This is a genomic window from Streptosporangium roseum DSM 43021 (genome assembly GCF_000024865.1).
Taxonomy (GTDB): domain Bacteria; phylum Actinomycetota; class Actinomycetes; order Streptosporangiales; family Streptosporangiaceae; genus Streptosporangium; species Streptosporangium roseum.
Map to the genome: position 1 here is coordinate 4,795,287 of NC_013595.1, position 20,525 is coordinate 4,815,811.

14 protein-coding genes are annotated in these 20,525 nt (G+C 66.4%); 11 read left to right on the forward strand and 3 right to left on the reverse strand.

The window, feature by feature from the left end; genetic code table 11:
• Positions 1 to 99 precede the first annotated feature (99 nt).
• Positions 100 to 654, forward strand: coding sequence for a hypothetical protein (locus SROS_RS20845; protein ID WP_012890926.1), 555 nt, complete (start codon positions 100 to 102; stop codon positions 652 to 654).
• A 510-nt stretch (positions 655 to 1,164) separates the two neighbouring features.
• Positions 1,165 to 4,140 (forward strand): AfsR/SARP family transcriptional regulator, encoded by a 2,976-nt coding sequence (locus SROS_RS20850; RefSeq protein WP_052316991.1) that lies wholly within the window; start codon positions 1,165 to 1,167, stop codon positions 4,138 to 4,140.
• A 44-nt stretch (positions 4,141 to 4,184) separates the two neighbouring features.
• On the opposite strand, the gene SROS_RS20855 is transcribed toward SROS_RS20850, so the two are convergent.
• The gene (locus SROS_RS20855) at positions 4,185 to 7,259 is read right to left on the reverse strand and encodes a glycine--tRNA ligase (protein WP_012890928.1); all 3,075 of its coding nucleotides are present in this window, start codon (positions 7,257 to 7,259) and stop codon (positions 4,185 to 4,187) included.
• A gap of 179 nt (positions 7,260 to 7,438) precedes the next feature.
• The gene (locus SROS_RS20860; RefSeq protein ID WP_012890929.1) at positions 7,439 to 8,674 is read right to left on the reverse strand and encodes a MurT ligase domain-containing protein; all 1,236 of its coding nucleotides are present in this window, start codon (positions 8,672 to 8,674) and stop codon (positions 7,439 to 7,441) included.
• A gap of 324 nt (positions 8,675 to 8,998) precedes the next feature.
• On the opposite strand from SROS_RS20860, the gene SROS_RS20865 reads away from it, so the two are divergent.
• From SROS_RS20865 to SROS_RS20900, 7 genes are all read left to right on the forward strand, one after another.
• Entirely contained in the window at positions 8,999 to 10,030 is a 1,032-nt protein-coding gene (locus tag SROS_RS20865; protein ID WP_012890930.1) for an amino acid--tRNA ligase-related protein, read from the forward strand.
• Between the two features lie 83 nt (positions 10,031 to 10,113).
• Positions 10,114 to 10,965 (forward strand): class I SAM-dependent methyltransferase, encoded by an 852-nt coding sequence (locus SROS_RS46075; protein WP_012890931.1) that lies wholly within the window; start codon positions 10,114 to 10,116, stop codon positions 10,963 to 10,965.
• Entirely contained in the window at positions 10,962 to 11,687 is a 726-nt protein-coding gene (locus SROS_RS20875; protein ID WP_012890932.1) for a hypothetical protein, read from the forward strand. Before SROS_RS46075 ends, SROS_RS20875 begins: the two co-directional genes overlap by 4 nt.
• Positions 11,684 to 13,108, forward strand: a complete 1,425-nt coding sequence (locus SROS_RS20880; protein WP_012890933.1) for a prolyl-tRNA synthetase-like protein — start codon at positions 11,684 to 11,686, stop codon at positions 13,106 to 13,108. Before SROS_RS20875 ends, SROS_RS20880 begins: the two co-directional genes overlap by 4 nt.
• 27 nt (positions 13,109 to 13,135) lie before the next feature.
• Positions 13,136 to 14,434 (forward strand): cytochrome P450, encoded by a 1,299-nt coding sequence (locus SROS_RS20890; protein WP_012890934.1) that lies wholly within the window; start codon positions 13,136 to 13,138, stop codon positions 14,432 to 14,434.
• 65 nt (positions 14,435 to 14,499) lie between these two features.
• Entirely contained in the window at positions 14,500 to 15,525 is a 1,026-nt protein-coding gene (locus tag SROS_RS20895) for a S66 family peptidase (protein ID WP_052316993.1), read from the forward strand.
• A gap of 404 nt (positions 15,526 to 15,929) precedes the next feature.
• Complete coding sequence (locus tag SROS_RS20900; RefSeq protein WP_012890936.1) at positions 15,930 to 17,375, forward strand: phenylacetate--CoA ligase family protein; 1,446 nt, start codon at positions 15,930 to 15,932, stop codon at positions 17,373 to 17,375.
• Between the two features lie 138 nt (positions 17,376 to 17,513).
• Here SROS_RS20900 and pgeF read toward each other — a convergent pair whose 3' ends face one another.
• Positions 17,514 to 18,254 (reverse strand): peptidoglycan editing factor PgeF, encoded by a 741-nt coding sequence (gene pgeF, locus SROS_RS20905; RefSeq protein WP_012890937.1) that lies wholly within the window; start codon positions 18,252 to 18,254, stop codon positions 17,514 to 17,516.
• 591 nt (positions 18,255 to 18,845) lie between these two features.
• On the opposite strand from pgeF, the gene SROS_RS20910 reads away from it, so the two are divergent.
• Together SROS_RS20910 and SROS_RS20915 are read left to right on the forward strand one after the other, a co-directional pair.
• Positions 18,846 to 19,730, forward strand: a complete 885-nt coding sequence (locus SROS_RS20910; RefSeq protein WP_218919883.1) for an ABC transporter ATP-binding protein — start codon at positions 18,846 to 18,848, stop codon at positions 19,728 to 19,730.
• A 35-nt stretch (positions 19,731 to 19,765) separates the two neighbouring features.
• Positions 19,766 to 20,509 (forward strand): ABC transporter permease, encoded by a 744-nt coding sequence (locus SROS_RS20915; RefSeq protein WP_218919884.1) that lies wholly within the window; start codon positions 19,766 to 19,768, stop codon positions 20,507 to 20,509.
• Positions 20,510 to 20,525 lie beyond the last annotated feature (16 nt).

The window sequence follows — 20,525 nt, forward strand, 5'->3', positions numbered from 1 at the left end:
CAGGGCGGCTTCATCCCGCGTACCGGGAACGGCCGCGGGCGACGGTGTTCACCAGAGAGATCCAAGCGTCATGCAAGTGCGCCGGAGAATCCTCTGATCATGAACAGCGTAAGAATCCCCCTGGTGGCGCTCATGATGGGCGTCCTCGCGGGATGCACCTATTCCCTCGAGACGGACCCGGTGAGGGTCGCGGCCGAGGCGGCGAAGACCCCGGGATCCTTCACGGAGCCGTTCCCCGAGAAATTCGGGGCGCTGGACTTCGTTTCCGCGACTCCCGCAGAGGAGCGGCTCGAGATCCCGGACGGGACGCACCACAAGGTCGCCGGCAGGCAGCTCACCGTGACCTACCGGAACGACCAGCTCTCCCAGTCTTTCTCCGCCACCGGGGCACAGGCCGAGGTGACCGACATCAAGGGCGCCCTGGACTCGCTGACCGAGCGGGCCGGAGAGCCGGCCGGGGCGAAGACGGGATGGGTGCCCGTGAGCCCCGGCCCGCCCCGTGCCGCGGCCGCCTGCCAGAACACCGACGACGGGACCCACTGCTACTGGGTCGACACCGACACGGTGGGCTACCTGGTCCTCTCGAAAGAGGCCGCTCCGTTCCTGCCCTTCGCCAAGATCAGGGTCGCGCTGGAGGGCCTGGAGGACGACTGACGCGGCCCCTTCCGTGATCGGCCGGCTTGGACGACCGGCGGTCATCGGGGGTCGCGTGTGGCCATCCGGCACCCGGGGCCCCCGGGTCCGTGTCCCGGCCCGGTCCGGGCCGTCTCACCAGCCGAGAACGCTTCAGCCCTGCCCGGGGTGCGACGGCTGTCAGGAGGGGCACACCCGCTCGTCACCGGCACGATCTGCGTCTCGAACTGTTCCGAACAAGGCCGAACGCCATGAATCACTGTCCGGACACCATGGGATGGGACGCTGAGTTCATCGGCTGCCGGCGCCAACGCCGGCTCACTGGGGCTCCGATCAACCGGGGGACCGAAAGTTCGGTAGATCCCCGGTGGGAGCCTCATTCGCCACACATGCGCCACGGGTCGCATGGCATGCCTGTGGTAAGCGCTTGCCGCACACCCGTATTCCGAACACGAAGGGGCAGGGTTGAATTATAAGATTTTAGGCCCACTGGAAGTCTCGTCAGGCGGCCGGAAGGTGCCGCTCGGAGGCATGCGCCAGCAACGTGTCATGGCCACGCTACTGCTGGAATCGAACAGGATCATTCCCGTCTCCCGCCTGGTCCAGGCGACCTGGGGGGAGGCGGCCCCCGCTACAGCGCACCATCAGATCCGGAAAATGGTCGCCGATCTACGCAATCGCCTGGGCGGTGGCGGGCAGAGCATCGTGACGGACGGCCCCGGCTATCGCCTGGTGGTCGAAGAGGACCAGTTGGATCTGAGCCTTTTCGATATCCGTACACGGCGAGCCGGCGAGGCCGAGAAGTCCGGACTACCCGTCAATGCGATGACGGAGCTGCAGGAAGCGCTCGACCTGTGGACGGGGCAGGCGCTGAGCGGAATCGACGGCCCGGTGATCCGGGCGGCTGCCGAGTTGCTCGACGAACGCCGGGTCGCTGTGACGGAGCGGCTGATGGATCTCCGTCTTACCCATGGTCACGCGCGTGATCTGATTTCCGACCTGCGTGCCCTGGTGTCCGAGCATCCATTACGGGAAACGCTGTGGACCCAGCTGATATTGGCCCTGTACCGGTCGAACCGTCATGCTGAGGCTCTGCGGACCTACGAAGACGTCCGCTGCCTCCTGGCCGACGAGCTCGGGGTCGATCCGGGGATCGAGTTGATGAAGTTGCATGAGCTGATCCTCAGAAACGATCCGACGCTGGATTGCCCGTCCCGCCGGACGAAGAGCGGCATCGGCGTTCCCGTGATGGTCAGACCTTGCGCCCTGCCGTACGACGTTCCCGACTTCACAGGTAGGGAGGCCGAGCTCCAAAGGCTGACGAGTATGGTGGCCGAGAACGCCGATCGGACGGCACTGATCGTCACCATCGACGGGATGGCGGGTATCGGCAAGACCGCATTCGCGGTCCACGCCGCCCACAAGCTCGCTCGGCTCTTCCCCGACGGCCAGCTCTTCGTGGACTTCAACGGCTTCACACCGGGTCGGAAACCCATCCCGGTGGCCGAGGCGATCGCCACCCTGCTCTCCACCCTGGGAGTTCCGGACGGCGAGATACCGCATGACCTGCAAGGCAGGATCGCGATGTGGCGCATGAGGACGGCCGGCCGGCGCCTGTTACTCCTGCTCGACAACACGGCGGACGCGGCTCAGGTGCTTCCGCTCCTGCCCGGCATGCCGGGGTGCGTGACGCTGATCACCAGCCGTGCGCCCCTGTCCGGAGTGGATGGCGCGGTTCTCCAGTCTCTGGAGCTTCTCACCCCGGACGAGAGCCGTGCGCTCCTGGAGCGCGTAGTCGGGACGATGCGGCTGGCCACCGAGAGAGAGACCGTAACGACGCTGATAGAGATGTGCGGGCGCCTGCCCCTTGCCCTGCGTATCGTCGCCGCCCGGCTCAACAACCGTCCACAGTGGAGTGTCGCCCACATGGTCGACCGCCTGGGGAACGAACGGCGGCGGCTGAGCGAGCTGGTTGTGGGGGACCGGAGCGTCCACGCGGCGATCGCGCATTCCTACGGTTCGCTGAGGCCGGATCAGCAACGGCTCTTCCGCCTGTTGGGGCTGCACCCCGGGCATGACTACGACGCCTATGCCGCTGCGGCGCTGGCGGGGATACCTGTCGACGAGGCGGAGTCGTTACTCGAGGGTCTACTCGACTCCAGGCTTCTGGTCCAACGCGAGGTCGGTCGCTACAACTACCACAACCTGGTCCTGAGTTATGCCCGCGACGCCGCATCCTCCCACGAAACCGAGCACACCGGCACGCGTGCGATCCATCGCCTCCTCGACTACTACCTGCATACGGCGGAGGCGGCCGCGAACCTCCTGGATCTCGGCCGCCGGCAGGTAGCGCTCTGCCTGAGCTGCCCTCCGTCGCATGTTCCGCCCTTGGCCGACGGGAAAGCATCCCTGCGGTGGTTCGACACCGAGCGCCACAACCTCCGCATGGCGGTGGAAGAGGCCCAGCGCCAGGGCCTGCATGGTCACTGCTACCACCTGCCTCATATGATGGCGCACTACCTCCAGCTCAGGGGGTGTTCCGACGATCAGCTGACTCTCCTGAAGACGGCTTTCGACGCCGCCGCCCAGCTCAATGATCACCATGCCCAGGGGCGCACTCTGCTCAACCTCGCCGTGTCGGACTGGTTCTACGGCAGGTTCAGCGAGGCTCTCGACAGGGCTGTTCAGGCCCTGGCCGTGGCCGAGAAGCTGGGAGATGCGGATTTCCAGGGTGCCTGCCTGAGCCGGATCGGTATCTTCCACGCGGCCTTGGGACGCTACGAGGAGGCCCTGCACCACTACAAATGCGCGCTGGACATCCACGAAGGTCATGGGAACTGGAGCGAGGTGAGCATGACGCTGGTGAGCACGAGCTCGACCAAGGCAACGCTCGGGCTCTTCGATGACGCGCATCGTGACGCCTGTCGCGCGGTCTCCATCGATCGGCGTTCCGGCTACCGGAACGGAGAAGTCATGGGGCTGCTCGCCATGTCAACCGCCCAAGCGGGTATGAACGATCTCGAAGGAGCGGCCTCGTCCCTGAACACCGCGTACGAGCTCGTGCACACGGACGAGATGCCCGGTTACGAGGCCGCCGTTCTCGTGCAGCAGGGCCACCTGCATCGACGCCTCGGGCAACTGGACGAGGCTACGGCGGCCGGCCGGCGCGCCATGGAAATCCTCGGCACGACCCGGCGCTCCGTCACCGCCATTCGCGGGCAGAACCTCCTCGGTTCGATCGACTGTGATCGTGGTGACTACATCCTCGCTTTCGAACGGCACAGGTACGCCCAGCGGCTCGCTCTGCGCTCGGGCCATCGCCTCGAGACCGCGCGTGCGCTCGACGGGATCGCTCGGGCCTTGGCCGGGCTGGGCCAGTGTGAGGCGGCGAGGACGGTGTGGCGAGAAGCCCTCGATCACTTCGAGGAGATGGGGACGCACGAGGTGTTCGCGGTGCGCAGGAGGCTGGCCCGACAGGTGAGCAGCGTACCCGCGCCGCATCCGTAGATCGGTGCTCCTCGATCTCTCCACCGGCCTGACGGCCGGCCGGCCTACTTGCCGGCGGCCGGCATGGCGCCCAGGGCGGACCAGTCGAGGACACCTGCCGACAGATCGCGGATGTGGGCGAGGAGACCGAGCCGGGTCGCACGCCGGTCGGCGTCCTCATCCATGACCAGGACCTCATCGAAGAAGGTGTTGACCGGTCCGACGAGCGCGGCAGCGGTATCGACGAAGTCCCGCAACCGCGTGGGCTGCTCGCCCAGGGCGGTCCGTACCTCGCCCAGGACCTGGTGGAGGGAGAGCTCACAGGGCTCGACCAGCCGGCTCGCGTCGTATCCCGCCGCGGTGCCCGCCGGCACGATCCGTCTCACTCGCAGGAGAGCGGCAACAAGCTCGGCGAAGTCGGGTGCCTTCGCGCGCTTGTGCAGCTCGGCAAGCGTTTCGTCTGCTCGGGCCGGACTGCCGGCCAGGGGGAGCACAGCGGCGACGTACCGGTGGTCCTGTCCGGAGTCCAGAAGTTGCTGCTCGTACCGGCGGGTGACGAATTCCCGGATCTCGTCCAGCGTCGTCGCCGGAACGTCGACGGCTCGCGCCCGGAGGTGTTCCGCGGCGACGGCCAGGCAGGCGCTCACGTCCATCGACCGTAGAGCCGTGTGGTCGCGGAGGATGCTCACCAGGCCCGATGCCGCTCGGCGCAGACCGAAGGGGTCGGACCGGCCGGTGGGGCCGGACCCGATGCCGAACATCCCCACGAGCAGGTCGAGCCGATCCGCGAGTGCGAGCAGCGCGCCCGGGGTGCTGCGTGGCAGCTGTCCGCCGGCGGACCGGGGCTGTTCCATCTCATGGAGCGCCTGCGCAACCGGCTCTGGTTCGCCGGCCCGGAGGGCATACTCTCGAGCCATGGTGCCGGCGAGGCTGGTGAGCTCCACCACCATGTGTGACGCGAGATCGAACTTCGCCAGTGCGGCGGCGCGGGTCAGGGTCCGCCTTTCGGCCTCGGTCATGAAGACCATGGGCAACGCACCCAGGTCCTGCGCGACAGCGGCGATCCGATCGGCACGATCGGCCATGGAGCCGAGATTCTCCGCGAAGGACAGCTTGTCCAGAGCCGCACGGAACCTGTCCGGGGACACGTCAAGATCCGCGCGCCAGAAGAAGAGCGCGTCCTCGTATCGAGCGCGCAGCACCGCTTCGTTCCCGGTTCCGACCACCTCCTGATCGCAGGAGCCATTCGCGACCGTGATGAAGTACGGCATCAGCGTGCCGTCCGCGGCGCGCACGGGCAAGTACCTCTGGTGCTTGCGCATGACCGTCATGAGGATCTCGGATGGCAGCGCGAGGTACTCCTCGGCGAATCCGCCCCGGATCGGCGTCGGTTCCTCGACCAAGTTGGTGATCTCGTCGATGAGAGCCGACTCGCCTTCAACGTCGACGACGCCGCCCACGTCCCTGGCCAGCCGCTGCGCCGCCCTGACGATCCGGGTCCGCCGCTCGGCGGGATCCAGTACGATCCCTTCTCCTGCCAGCAACTCCAGGTAGCCGTCCGCGCTCGGCACTTCGACCGAGGGCTCGGCCGCGTTCCGGAGCACCCGGGTGGTGGTCCCGCCGGCCAGCGCCGAGACCGCCAGAGGCACGGGGACGTCGCCGAGAAGTGCGAGCAACCACCGCAACGGCCGGACGAACGACAACTTCGGGTCGTTCCATCGCATGTTCTTGTCGGCGCGCAATTCCGCGACGACCTGTCCCAGGAGCTCGCTGAGAACTGCCACGGCGTCTCGGCCCGGGTCTGGCCTGACCACCCCGACATGTGCCACGCCGTCCACATCGATCCGTCGCAGCTTGGCGACATCCACCTGCCGGCCGCGGGCGAAGCCGACCGCGGCCTTGGTCGGCTCGCCGTCGTCGGCGTAGGCGACACTCACGCGTGGACCGCGTACGGTCTGCTCGCTGTCCGGCTCGCGCGGCTGCACCTGTTCCACAATTGTGACCACGCGGCGGGGGGTGGCGTACGTGCGTATCCCACCGTGGCCGAGCCGCGTCGCGGCGAGCTTCCGAGCTACCGCGTCACGCACCGTCGCGGCCGTCCGGGTCACGTCGCCGGCCGGCAGCTCCTCGGTGCCGATCTCGAAGACCAAGGTGGCGGGAGTGCCGGGCACCGCGGTCGATACGGGCAGCTCGGCCGGCGCCGGAGGACCGACCACTCCGAGCGGGTGGCCGAGTTCGGCCCGCCGCTCCACCCACAGGTGTGCCACGTCCCGTGCCAGCCCTCGCATCCGCTTGAAGGCCGCTGCCCGCTCCGTGGTGGAGACCACCCCTCGGGAGTCGAGCACATTGAAGGTGTGCGAGCACTTCAACACGTAATTGTGCGCGGGCACCGGCAGCCGGGCGTCCAGCATCCGCCGGGCCTCTGCGGCATATTCCTCGAAGAGGCGCCCGTTGGCGTCCGTGCTCGCTTCGTCGAGGTAGTAGCGGCTCATTTCGTACTCGGCCTGGCCGAATATCTCACCGTACGAAACACCTGTGGCGTAACGGATCTCCTTGAAATGATCGACTCTCTGCAGGGCCATCATGATCCGCTCGATACCATAGGTGATCTCTACCGGCACGGGATCGAGCGTTATCCCGCCGGCCTGTTGAAAATAGGTGAACTGGGTGATCTCGAGGCCATCGAGCCACACCTCCCACCCGAGACCCCATGCGCCCAACGCTGGCGAGGCCCAGTTGTCCTCCACGAATCTGACATCGTGCGCATGCAGGTCGATGCCCAGGGCCGCCAGGCTCCCCAGATAAAGCTCCTGCGGATCACCCGGGTCCGGCTTGAGGATCACCTGAAACTGGGTATGCGTCTGCAGGCGGTTCGGATTTTCTCCGTACCGGGCATCATCGGGCCGTACGCTGGGCTCCACATATGCCACCCGCCACGGCTCCGGACCGAGCACCCGCAGTACGGTCGCCGGATTGAGCGTGCCCGCGCCGACTTCGGAGTTGTACGGCTGTATCAGCGTGCATCCGTGACGCGACCAGTAGTCAGTGAGGGCACGGAGAGCATCCTGCATCGTCAACACGGCGGCGACCTCGATGATGGCGGGGATCGGGCTTACGGCTTCAGTCTTCTTCAAGCACATGCGTCGGCGGCCCTCCGCCGTTCCCTGACAAGGATTGACTCGATCACTGATGACCCCAGGTGTTTGACACAGTGGAGATCCGCCCGCTTCTCGGAGGGGGTTTGATCCTGTTGATTCTGTTCCGCAGGGCGCGTTCCCGGCGCACTCGAATCACAGGCTGACCCGAGCGCGGCGCGGGACTACTTGAACTGCCGGATCAGGTCGAGGAACGCCGTGTAATTGGCAACCACTTCGAGAATGCCGATCGGTGCCAAGGCGCAAGCGTCCTGCAGGGAGTCGACGAGCTTGAACTCCACCTCCGCCACGTCCAGACGCACCGCGAGATCGAGCCGGCGCTCCCCGCTCACCAGCACGGTCCGCCCCCTCAGCCGCCGGAAGTCCACGTCCCAGATCCAGGAAGTGTCCTGGCCGTCGAGCTCCCGGGCGTTGAGCATGATCAACACGCCCGGTGCCCGCTCGATCGCGTGGAAGATCTCGGTCCAGCTCGCGGGGTTCTTGGCCAGCAGCAACCGTATCTGCCGTCCAAAAGTTTCCAGCACCTGGTAGCGCCCGGCTACCGACCTGACCTCGGCCAGACCCGCCGCCATCGTTGTGGCGGGCTGTTCGAGCGTGGTGGTCACGGCCAGCGCGATGGCGGCGTTGGCGACGTTGACACGTCCGGGCAGGCGGAGCCTGAGATCGAAGGTTTCGGCTCCGGGCAGGTAGGTCACGGAGCGTTCTCCGGCCGACCACTGGGGGACGGGGCGTTCCAGCGGGCAACCACGACAGGCCCAGTGGCGGGAGGAACTGCGGGTCAGAGCCTGGCTGCAGGACGGGCACCACCACGAATCACGCCATTCGTCTCCCATGGATACCCAGGTGACCTGCGGAAAGCCGGAGACCGCCCAGACAATGTGGGGGTCGTCGCAGTTGGCGACGACGTGCGACGTCACATCGCTGGACATCCTCCGCCAGGCCTCGGCGACGAGTGAGGGCTCCGGATTCCTGTCGAGCTGGTCGCGACTGAGATTGAGGAGCACAACCACTTCCGGACTGGTTTCGGCGCAGACCCCGGGTAAGTAGCGCTCGTCGACCTCGAGCACCGCGAAGTCGAACGGCCTGTCCTGGATTATCGCCGTGACAAGCCCGGCGGGCATGTTGGCTCCCGTGTCGTTGCTGGCTATCCGGCCAACCGATCTGAGCATTTCAGCGATCATCCTGGTCGTCGTGGTCTTGCCATTGGTTCCGCTGACCACAACGACGTTCCTCGAAGCCGTCAGTCTGCCCAGGGCGTCGGGCGCGAGTGCCAACGTCACTCTTCCGGCTATCACCCCGCCGCCCGGTTTCGACGTGCGGCAGTAATACCAGGCCGCCACGCGCCCGGAGAAGACGGCGAAACGCAACCGCAGGGCACCCAGAATCGTCTCGGCACGCAATGAACCTCCGAAAATCGAATGCGGCGGAGCATGACGAGCCGGCGAGGCGCCTCAAGGCGTCACCGCACATGCGTCCAGCTCGTTCGCTTCCCAACGGCGAGGATCAGCCGCAGGGCCGGGTCGGGGGTGCCCGAACGGGGCCGCGCGATCCACGAACAACCCATGACGGTCAACCAGGCCGGCGTTCTGGCTGCCAACCTACGATCCGTGATTCCCGTTCCGTTTCCGCTCGCCATGACGGGAGGGGGAGGCAGAGAGGACCGGATCGGAATGCGGGCAGGAGACGGTGAGTGGGCCAGGTCATCGCAACTCGGAGGAGCGACATTGACTCAGCTGGATACAGTTTTCGGACCCGACTCGCACTATGGATGGCGTCCCGCCGATTCCCGCTTCCTGGATATCCTGGACGAGCCGTTCTATCGTCTGCTCGCCGACCTCCAGGACCTGGTCCTCGTCGAGTCGTCAGCATTCTGGAAGAAGCGCAACGCCAAGTTCCTGAACCTGCCGATCACCACGGACACGATCTCCAGCCCCATGGGGCGGGGAAGCGACTCGGTCCCGGTGAGCGTCGACATGTTCGGCGTCAAGACCTATCTCGCGGACTCGATGCAGTTCATGCTGGAGTACGGGTGCCGGTTGAACGGTGCGGGCGCCTGGTACATCATGCCGAGCTTTCGCGGTGAGGACGCCGATCCCACCCACCTCAACCAGTTCTTCCACAGCGAGGCCGAGATACCGGGCGGGCTGACCGACGTCATGACGTTGGTGGACGCCTACGTGCGGCACCTGACCGGCGCCGCGGTCAACGAGTTCGGATCCAGGATCGCCGAAGTCGCCGGTGGGCTCGGACACGTGGACGCGGTCATCGGCGCCGACCGGTATCCACGCATCACCTTCGACGAGGCGGTCTCGCTCCTCGACGACCAGCCACGTTTCGTCCGGCATGAGGACGGCTGGCGGACTCTGACCCGCGCCGGCGAGCAGGAATTGCTGCGCACTGTCCATCCAGTGCTCTGGGTGAGCCATTACGACCACCTGTCGGTCCCCTTCTACCAGGCGTACGCCGGCGACTCCACGCGCACGGCGCTGAACGCGGACCTCCTCTTCGGAATCGGTGAGGTCGTCGGATGCGGGGAGCGCCACATGAACGGCGAGGAAGCCCTGCGGGCACTCGAGCACCACGAGGTGTCCCCGGCCTCCTACGACTGGTACCTGCGCATGAAACGCGCCCGGCCGATGCGCACTGCGGGATTCGGCCTCGGAATCGAACGCTGGCTCATGTGGCTGCTCCGCAGCGACGACATCCGCGAACTGCAACTGGTGCCCCGGCTCAACGGCATCGCGCTTCAGCCCTGACCAGGGGAGGCTTCGAGATCCTGCCACCCATGGGCGGGCCGAAACGAAACGACCCGTAACCTTCATCGTTCTTGGGGATACCAATGGCATCGTATTGGCAGCGGACACTGGAAGACTTCGAAAAGTTCCTGTCGGATCGACCCGGCTCGGGATACATCGACTGGCAGCCGACCAAGTGGCAGTCACTGCTCAACGTGCGAGACATCCTGCTGGAGAACTGCTGGCCGGCCGGAACCACGGAACGCTCCGCGCTGGAACTGGGCTGCGGATCGGCGACGCTGCTGTCGCAGCTGGCCTCGTGCGGCGTGGAGTCGGTCGGCGTCGACAGGGACCCGGCGGCACTGCGTCTCGCCGAAGCCGCTGTGAAAAGCATGGGGATGGATGCGCCGACGCTGATCCTCGGTGACTTCAACGACCCTGTGACAGTCGGGAACCTGCAGGCTGACCTCGTCCTGCACGTCGGTGTGATCGAGCATTTCGATCGGGCCGGTCAACTGTCCTTTCTGGACCTGAGCAGAAGCCTGGCCAGGTCTCACGTGCTCGTGGCCGTACCGAACGAGAGTTCTCCGGTCTTCCGGTCGTTCATCACGGCGATGGAGCGAGCCGACAGGGTCTACGAGGACGATCATGAAGAGATCTCGGTGCCCGATCTCGCCGCCGAGCTCGGGCTGGAGATCACAATCAGCGACGGCGCACATGTGTTCCTGGGGAAGAGGGAGTACTACAACCGGGGTGACGCCGACCTGGACCGGTTCTACGAGGAAGTCGGCGAGCGGCTGCGCGACCTGGACCCCGACCGGTACGCCGCCTTTCCCGATCTCGACTTCAGCGGGATACACGTGGAGGACCTCCGCCGGATCGAACGTGAGCTGGACCGGGAGCAGCGGCTGCGGTTCGGGTTCTTGACCTACTACCTGCTCCGCGTGCCCCGATGACCGTCTTGACGGGCGAGTCGCTCCTCCGGGTCAAGGACCGGTTGCGAGGCGTTGAGCTGGCGCTGGCTTCTCACGGCTTCCACCGCACGCACCTGCCTTTCGTGGTCCCTCCGTCGGTGGTCGACCTCGTACGCCCGTGGCTGGCTCCGGGGGTGACCATGCTGCCCATCACCGCCGGAGACTCCAGCAAGATCTGCGGATGGCTGGGCATGGCCGGCCTCTGCTTGCAGCCGTTGCCGATGCTGGCCTCCCGGCAATGGTCCTGGCGGCAGTTGCCGCTGGGTTACCAGTTCGTGAGCGCGGCACACGGGCCGGGTATCGACAGCCGCGGGACCTCGGAGGATGTCGTCTGTCTCGGCGGAGCCGTCGCGGCGGCACACGCCTCCGACCACGACGACCTCGGCCGTGACACGCTGGGAGAGGCTGCCGGGGCCGTAGAGGACGTGCTGAGGGACCTCGCTCCGGCCGCAGTCATGTCCGAACAGCAATGGTGCGTCACCGGCATGCCCGCTCGGATCTGGCGCGTCGGTGGCGAGATCGTCGGCATCTGGCAGGAACTGCCGGGTGAGCTGGTGGCCAAGGCGCGGATACGGTACATGAACCGCAGGGGAGCCTTGGAACCATGCCGGGTGGCTCTCGTCTACATCGGCCCGAGCGGCCTGTCCGCGTCCGGCTCGGCTGTTCCCCGTCACGAGAGTGACCATGACGGGGCGGTGCGATGATGTCGCGACAGCCCGCGGGGCTGTGGCCGCACAGCCCGCACGACCTTCGCAGGACCGAGCTGATCGACCCCGGCTATCCGTTCGCCGGGGCGAGCGCGTGGCTGCCGCACGGATTCGACCTGGTGGATCGGGTGCTCACCCGGTTCAGTGATCTCTTCCGGACAGCCGGCTACGAAGAGATCCTTCTCCCCACGTTGGTCAACGAGGAGATTCTGGAGCGGCAGGCAGAGTCGATCAAGGACTTCCGCCGGCAGCTGTACTTCGTGGGCTCGGAGGACTCCCGCCAGGTCGTCGCGTCGTCCATCGAGGCGCAGGTATGCGGCCTGTTCGCCGGGTGGGTCGCCCAGGGGCGGACACCGCCCTACCGGGTGTTCTGCGTCCGCACCGTGGGGCGGCACGAGACGAGCACTCCGCGGCCCCTGTGGAAGGAGCGCTTTGTCTGGCCGTTCTTCGAGGCACAGGTAGCCGTGCCGCCGGGCAGCCGGCCAGGTGGACACGGCGGGGCCGACGGATTCGTCTCGGACCTGGACTTCCTGGTGCGGGGTCCGCAACAGGTGTGCCTGGACATCGGCCTTCCCACCTTCGCCGTCGAGCGGATCTACGACTCCACCGCCCCCAAGCTCTACGCGGACCGTCGGCTGGAGCTCGTGACGATTCTGCCCAACGGCGAGATCACGATTCTGACCTCGGTCTACGACCTCGGGGTCAGGTTCAGCGACACCTTCGGGGTGCGGTACGACGGTGCGTCCATGCCCATGCTGAACTTCGCCTTCTCGGCAAGGCTGGTGCTGGCGTTGCTCCAGCACTCCGGTACGGTGACCGGCCCGAGGTTTCATCCGGACATCGCACCGATACAGGTCGGCGTGATAGCCACTCGATCGGATGACGAGGACGTGGCCTCGGGCATTGTCCGCGATCTCCTCGCCCACGGCGTACGGGCATGCGCTTTCGTGACAGGTTCCGGCGTCGGCCGGCGCTGCGCGACTGCCAGAGAGCTGGGCATCCCGGTGCTCCTTCAGGTCTCGTCCGCGGAGAGGGCACCTCTCGGCAGCTGGGTGAGGCTCATCTCCGGCGAGCGTCCACGCGAACAAGACCGGCCGACGCCGCTCGGCGGTGCTGTGGCGCTTGCCCGCGAAACCTTACGCGTCGAGGCGTCCCGGAACGGTGCGGTGAGATCGGCCGGGCGAGAACCGTCGCCGGCGGATCCGCCTTCGGCGGCGCTCATGGGCGACGGAGACCTGGCCGAGTTGGTGGGGCTCTGCCACAGGTCGTCATGCGTGGACGAGACCTTGCGCCGGGCTCGGCGGGACGTGATCGGCAGGCCGTACCGCTGGGGTGTGGACACCCGCAGATGCGCCGTCTGCGGGGTCGAAACGGAGGCGGCGGTCATGCTCGGGAGGAAGATCCGTGGAGAGAAATGATCGACTGATGACCGGGCCGAGGTGACCGTGGACATCGACTCCGCGCGCTGCTCGCACGCCGCCACAGAGGCCGATCCCGACTTGCTCGCGCCGCGGACGGTCTCCGACTCCGGTCCCCTGTGGCGGAGCCTGCGATCTGACTGCCCTGTCCACTGGGACGCCGCGACGGGCTCGTGGTACGTGAGCCGTCGCGCCGATGTGCTCGCCCTGGCACTCGATCGACGGCTGGCTGCCCGCGGATATCCGAGCTGGGTGGAGAGCCTGCCGCCGGCCGACCGGGAAGTCGTCCAGCCGGTCGAGCGGTTCCTTGCCCGATGGCTTGTCTTCTCCGACGAGCCGGCGTCGCGCCGGGTGCGGCGACATCTCCAGACGGCCTTCACCCGGGCGGCGATCGATACGGTGACCGACGCGTTCCGGCTCAGGACACGTCAAGTGATCGCAGATGTTCCTCTGGGCACTGCGGACTTCGTCCGCAACGTGGCGCGGCCGATCGCGCGAGCCACCGTTGAGCCGATTCTCGGCATCCGCCCTGACGAGACCTCCGAGCTCGAAGCCTGGTCGGACGCGCTCATCGACTACCTGGCGACACCGGGCGCGGACGTGGCCCTGGCGAGAACGGCGACCTCGGCGATCGAGCGCTGCACCGAGTTCATCCTGGATGTGGCGCTGCCTCGGGAGGAGGGACTCGTCAGCGCCGTATTGAACCGGCTGCTGACCACCCGGCAGGCCGAACCGGACGACATCGTCGCCACGTTCACGCAGTTGATCACCGGTGCGCTGGAGCCGGTGGCGACGGCGATCGCCGCCGCGGCGGTCCGCCTCAGGACAGCTCCGATCATGCGTCAACGGCTCTGCGCGGAGTCACGGTACCGCGAGGCGTTCATCGAGGAGGTCCTGAGGATGGACCCGCCCTTTCACTTCGCACCTCGTACGGCGCGGCAGGGCATGTCCGTGCATGGCCGGCAGATCCATGCCGGAGATCGGGTGGTGCTCCTGCTGAGCTCGGCCAACCGCGAAGGGCGCGCTGACCGGACGGCCGGGCCGGACAGCGGTGACGCCGGCCCCGGCGAAGCTCCTGAGGCGTTCTCACCGACCGTGCCCGCGCGGCGCCACGTCTCCTTCGGACATGGTGCGCACTATTGCCTCGGCGCCACCGCCACGAGGACGTTTCTCGACGCGGCGCTGGCAGAGCTGGGTTCGAGCCAGGTGGTGGACCGTATCGAGCCGGACATGGTCGTGCTGAAGCCCATGGTGGGGGCGACGGGTTATGAGCGGATTCCGATGGCACCCGCAGCCTCCGTCCAGGCCCCAGGGGCGGATCGGTGACCCGTGACGGGCGCCAGGTCTCGTCACGGGTCATACGTCCTCCCGCACTGTGCGCGGGAGACGTTGTGGCGATCGTCAGCCCGTCCGGAGGTGCGGCGGGAGCGTATCCGCGCCGCTTCGACCGGGCGCTGGCAGCGCTACGCGAGGCCGGCCTGGTAGGCAAGCCCATGCGCAACGCCCGTCTCAACCGGTCGCTGACGTCGGCAACGCCGCAAGAGCGTGTCGCCGATCTGCACGAAGCGTTTGCCGATCCGGAGGTGAAGGGCATCATCTGCGCAGTCGGCGGGAGGCTGAGTTCCCAGCTGCTCGGCTTGCTCGACTACAACCTGATCGCGCACAACCCCAAAGTCTTCTGCGGATACTCGGACGCGACGGCACTGCACGTGGCCATCCACACGATCTGTGGCCTCGTCACCTTCTACGGCCCGGCTCTCATGCCGGACTGGGGCGAATGGCCGACGCCCAGACCGGAGACTGTCACGCACTTTCTCCGCGTTGTCGGGAGAGGTGTTCCGAGCGGTCCCACACCCAGATTCCCGGTGCTGGTGGACGAGTTCGTGTCATGGGATTCGGCGGAGGACCGTCTCCGGCGTGTCGACCCCGGGCCTGCGCAGGTGGCCCTGCGCCAGGGCCACGCGACGGGCACGCTGCTCGTCGGGTGCCTGCCGGTCCTGCGCGAACTCGCCGGTACTCCGTGGCAGCCACGGTTCGCCGGCCGGATTCTCGTCCTGGAGACGCCGCAGCTTCCGTACAACATGGAGCAGGCGACAAGCGATCTGTGGCACCTGAGGAATATGGGGGTCTTCAAGGAGATCGAAGCGCTGGCCATCGGGCGGCCTTACTCGCGTGATCAGGCCGCAGCGTTGAGAGCGGCCGTCCTCGAGGTGGTCGCGCCGTATTCGTTCCCTGTGCTGGCCGAACTGCCGTGCGGGCACAGCAGTCCGATCCTCACTCTGCCGCTCGGCATTGCGGCCACCGTCAGCGGCGACGAGCTGGTGGTCCGGCAGAACGCGGTCATCGGCACGGAAAGGACGGCATCTGATGTCAGTACGGCCTGCCATCACGCGCCGGGTGACAGTGAGGAATGGTAACGGAACGGGAACCGGTTGGGAGTTCGATGCCCGAGTGTCGAACACGCAGGAAGAACGTTGGCGGTAAAGGAGGTACGACATGACGGGTCAGAGGCCGACGGCGGTCGAAAGCGGCGATGATCCCAGGCCGTGGCGGCCGGCGCCCGTGGACTCGTTCCGCGGCATCGCCCGGGATGCGTAGCTCACTCGAACATGAGCGTCGCACCGGGTTATTGAAATAGGCATGTTCCTCTGTGACGCGATGCGAACCTCCGGGCCTCATATGCGCGGAGAGGCTTGCGACGGCTTCTGGACGAGCCTCGTCGCTCCGCGGTCCCAGAGATTGCACACGCGGCCACAGGATTCGCTTCATGCGGCTCCGGCGGTCGCATGGCGTCATCAAGAAGGGAGCTTGAAAGTTGGTAATGAGCAAATCGGATTCTCCGGTCCCCTCCCTCGGCACCTCGACCGTGCGGGACGTCGAGAACGAAGCGACCACCAACGGCAGAATCGCCGAATATATTCGGAGGAGCGATCGGCCCGCCCAAGAGATACTGAAGTCGCAGATCCGCCTCAGGCGCAGGTGGGAGCATGACAAGATCCGGCTGAGGGCACACGGCCGGATGACACCGGAAGAGCGTGCCGAATGGCAGCTCGAAACGGTCAGGACGATCGTGAACTCGGCATACGCCACCGTCCCGTTCTACCGGGAGCTCTACTCGAACGCCGGCTTCGAGCCGGGGGATATCATAACGTGGTCGGACTTCGAGCAGCTGCCGATTGTCGACAAACGTATGCTGGTGGAGTCCGGGGTCAGTGCGGAGATCGTCAGGTCCGCAGAGAAGAGAGCACTTCATTCGGTACGGACGTCCGGGTCGAGCGGGCTTGACCTGACCATCTACCAGGACAACGAGAGCCTCGACTATCGTGCGGCCTGCAACCTGTGGCACTGCGAGCTGCTTGTCGGCCATGCTCTGGAGCCTGACGACTGGCGATACAGCGTCTATTTCAAGCCTGAGCGGCTGTCATCGTTGTTGGGAGCGTATCCGGTCGTGACGGTCTCCCATCACTGTCCACCCCGCCTGCTCGTCGAGCATATCGCAGAATTGCGTCCCAAGCTTCTCATGGCGTATCCGAGCTACCTGCAGAGACTCGCCGAAGAGAAGGTGGCGCTCGACCTGTTCGGCGTCGAAGCGATCTGTACCAATTCGGAGAGAAGCACCAGAGGGGAACGCCTGAGATATTCGAGGATATTCCGTGTCCCGGTTCTCGACGAGTATTCTTCGAACGAGCTGTCGCTGATCGCGTACGAGTGCCGTGAACGCCGGTACCACCTGGTCGAGAACAATGTGTACGCCGAGGTGCCGGAGGCCGACGACGAAGGGTTCGGTCGTCTCATCGGCACCTCGCTCGGCAACCTGCTCATGCCGTTCATCAGATACGACCAAGGCGATGTCGTACGCTTGGAGGACTCTCGCACCCCCTGTGCGTGCGGTTCTTCGTGCCGGGTGATCAGTGCGTTCAGAGGGCGCGAGGGCGAGCACCTCCTTGACGGCCCGCTCCGTACGGTTCCGGCCGACATCGTCCTTGAGCTGTGCGACAGGATCCTTCTCAGGGACACGTCTCGCGTGCAGCAGTATCAGGTTGCGCAGATTGCACCTGATCGCATCGAGGTGCGCCTCAAGCGGTCCGATCCGATGAGGCGGTCCGATGAGGATGGCGACGTCGGCGAGTTCACGCGGATCCTGTCCGCCTTATTCGTCAACGAAACGATGAGGGTCGACGTCGTCCACGACAGAGAATTCGCCACACTCCCTTCCGGAAAAAGGTGCCTGATCTACAGGGAAGAGCCATGGGACCGCATCCGGTGAGCCATCATGGTCAGCCGCTCACCCGGCTCGCGGCTGGACGTCACGACGGTGGCGGCCCTGCGGCGGCATGCACACGGAAGCCGGAGGTCTCGGCCGGTCGGGCCCTTCGGGCCCTTCGGGCGCGAATGCCGGCGCCGGCTACACGGCGTCCCCGGAACCGGTCGAGCAGTTCGGATCCTCGCGCCAGACGTAGCCCGCGAAATCCCCGGTCGGCCCTTCCCTGCGGTAGGAGTACAGCTCGGGACTCTCCATCGTGCAGCGCTCGTCATGGAGCACGTCATCAATGCCGAGCCTGTGAAGCTGAGCTGTGACCGCGGCGCGCAGATCCAGCCCCGGCGTGCCCCAGCGGCTCACGGAGAAGGCTTCGGGGATGAGCGCGACCATGTCGTCGCGCAGGCCGGCGGAGACCTCGTAGCAAAGGCCGCAGATGGCGGGGCCGACGAGCGCCACCATGCGCGCCGACCGGGCGTGGCGGCCGGTCATGGCCGCCACCAGGGAGGCGATCACTCCAGTGCTCGTGCCCGCGCGTCCCGCATGCGCTGTGCCCACGACGCCGGCCTCCGGATCCGCTATCAGGACAGGGGCGCAGTCCGCCACCAGGACGGCCAGCCCCAGCCCCGACTGGTCGGTGCACACCCCGTCCAGCGCGGGCGGCGGGTCCCCGAGCGGCCCGGTGACGTACCGTACCCGCGCGCCGTGGACCTGACGCATGTAGACCACGCGCTCCGGTGACAGGCCGAAGCCGGTGGCGACCTGTTCCCGTCCCTGTCTGACGACCTCCTTGGCCCGCGGGCCCAGTCGCTCGACCTCATCCGGCGGGATGCTGACCTTGCTGTTCCGGTCGGTGAACGCCATCCGGACATCGCCGATTCTCAGCACTCGCACTCCTTTGTGAACCCGGCTTTTCCGGAGCCCTGTGATTGTCGCACTCCCCATTTGTCGTGCACGAGGAGAACTGTAAGACCCTGCACTCTGCATGTCTATTTCGAGAAGACGGTCGCAGCCCATGATAATTCCCGTGTTGACGACTCCGCGGACCGTCTGGCAAAGTCGCCGTGGAGAAATAATTAGCCCGTCCTGCTTGAAATTCCGCGGAGACGGCATGTCCTGCCAGGCTCTTGTGCTGTGTCGGAGTTCTGGCGGCGGTTCGCCGTCGCGGCCCGTCGGTTCATCTGTTGGACGTGAGCGGAAAGCGGAACGGGGAACGGCAGGGATTCCGCTGACGGGTTTCGCCGGCCGCGGCCGGAGTGGCGAAGAAAGGCTGCGACAACAGTGGTGGGGGAGCGTGGTCGGAATCGAGTCGATCCAGCTCTCGGATCGCCACTTCAGAAATCATGCCCGAAAGGCTCTGAAAGGAAGACGATGGGCATTTCCAGTTTTCGTGGGCCTGCGATCGAAGCCGAGAATCTCAGCCGTTCCTATCGCCTGCGTTCCGGCTGGCTGCGACCCCAGACGAAGGTCATCGAAGCCGTGAAGGACGTGAGTTTCTCCATCGAACAAGGCGAGCTGTTCGGACTCCTCGGCCCGAACGGCGCCGGCAAGACCACCACCATCAAGATGCTCAACACCCTGCTTTTACCCTCCGGGGGCACGGCAAGAGTTCTGGGACATGATGTCGCCAAGGATCCGGTCGCCGTGAGGCAGCGCATCGGCTACGTCTTCGGCGGCGACAAGGGGCTGTACGACCGGCTGAGCGCGCTGGACAACCTGCGTTACTTCGCGGAGCTGTACGGAGTGGAGCCGGCCGGGCAAGGTGCGAGGATCCAGGAGCTCCTGGAGCTGGTGGGACTTTCGGGCCGCGAACGCGAACGGGTCGAGGGCTACTCCAGAGGCATGAGACAGCGCTTGCACATCGCGAGAGGGCTGCTGCACATGCCGGAGGTGTTGTTCCTGGACGAGCCGTCCATCGGCGTCGACCCGGTCGCGGCCCGCGCGCTGCGAGAGATGATCCAGGGGCTCAGCGCGCGGGGGATCACCGTCTTGCTCACCACGCATTACATGGCGGAGGCGGACCAGCTGTGCGACCGTATCGCGGTGATCGCCGGTGGCCGCATCCGGGTCGTGGACACGCCGGACGCGCTCAAGGCAAGCGTGGCCGCGGAGACGGTGATCGAAGTAGAGGTGGTGGGAGCGACCGGCGGGCACACCGCGGCGCTGCGGGCGCTGCCGGGGCTGCGGGAGATGGATGTGGAGGAGGGGGAAGGGCAGGTCTCCGTGCTGACCATGCGTGCCAAGCTCGGCGTCGACCTTTACTCCGCGGCGCTGTCCATCCTGAGTGATGTGCACATCGTTCGCGTATCCGGACGGGAGTCCAGCCTGGAGGACGCCTACGTCGCCATCGTGGGGCGAGGATGAGCTACTCGCGGGCACGTCTCATCCGGGTGGTTTACATGGGTGCGCGCGCACAGTTCCTGACGATGTCGCGGGTGCCGCTGCTCGTCGTCTTCAACGTTCTCACCCCCGTCGTCTACGCCACTGTCGCCATGTACCTCTACGGTGCCGACCACCCCGAGAAGCTGCTCCACGTCAGCGTCGGGGCAGGACTGATGGGGGTGTGGACCTCCGTGCTGTTCGACGCGGGAGGCGCCATCCAGAGGATGCGCTGGGTCGGGCTCCTGGAGCCGCTGATCTCCACTCCCACGCCGTTCTCCGTGGTTCTCTTCTCGATCTCCCTCGCCACCTCGATGGTCGGCATGTACGCCATGGTCGCGACCCTCTTCTGGGGCGCGGTGTTCTTCGGCATGCCGCTGGCGCTCCCGTCGCCGTTGCTGTTCCTTGCCGCGACAGCCGTATGCGTGCTGTCCATGGGCATGATGGGAATGCTGCTGGCCTCGACCTTTGTCTTCATGCGCAACGCCAACGCCCTCGCCAACACACTCGACCACCCCGTCTGGCTGCTGTCGGGGATGCTGGTGCCGGTCGCCGTCCTACCGGAATGGCTGCAGCCGGTGACACAGGTGCTGCCGACGACCTGGGGTTCGACTGCCGTGCACAACTCGCTCGACGGCGGCCCCGTGCTCTGGCCGTTGATCGGAGCGCTCGCGCTGGGCGCCGTCCATCTCGGCCTGGCACTCCTGGCGCTTCGCAGGGTCGAGCACCTGGCCCGCGAACAAGCGACCCTCGCTCTGGCCTGAGAAAGGCGGCACAGAA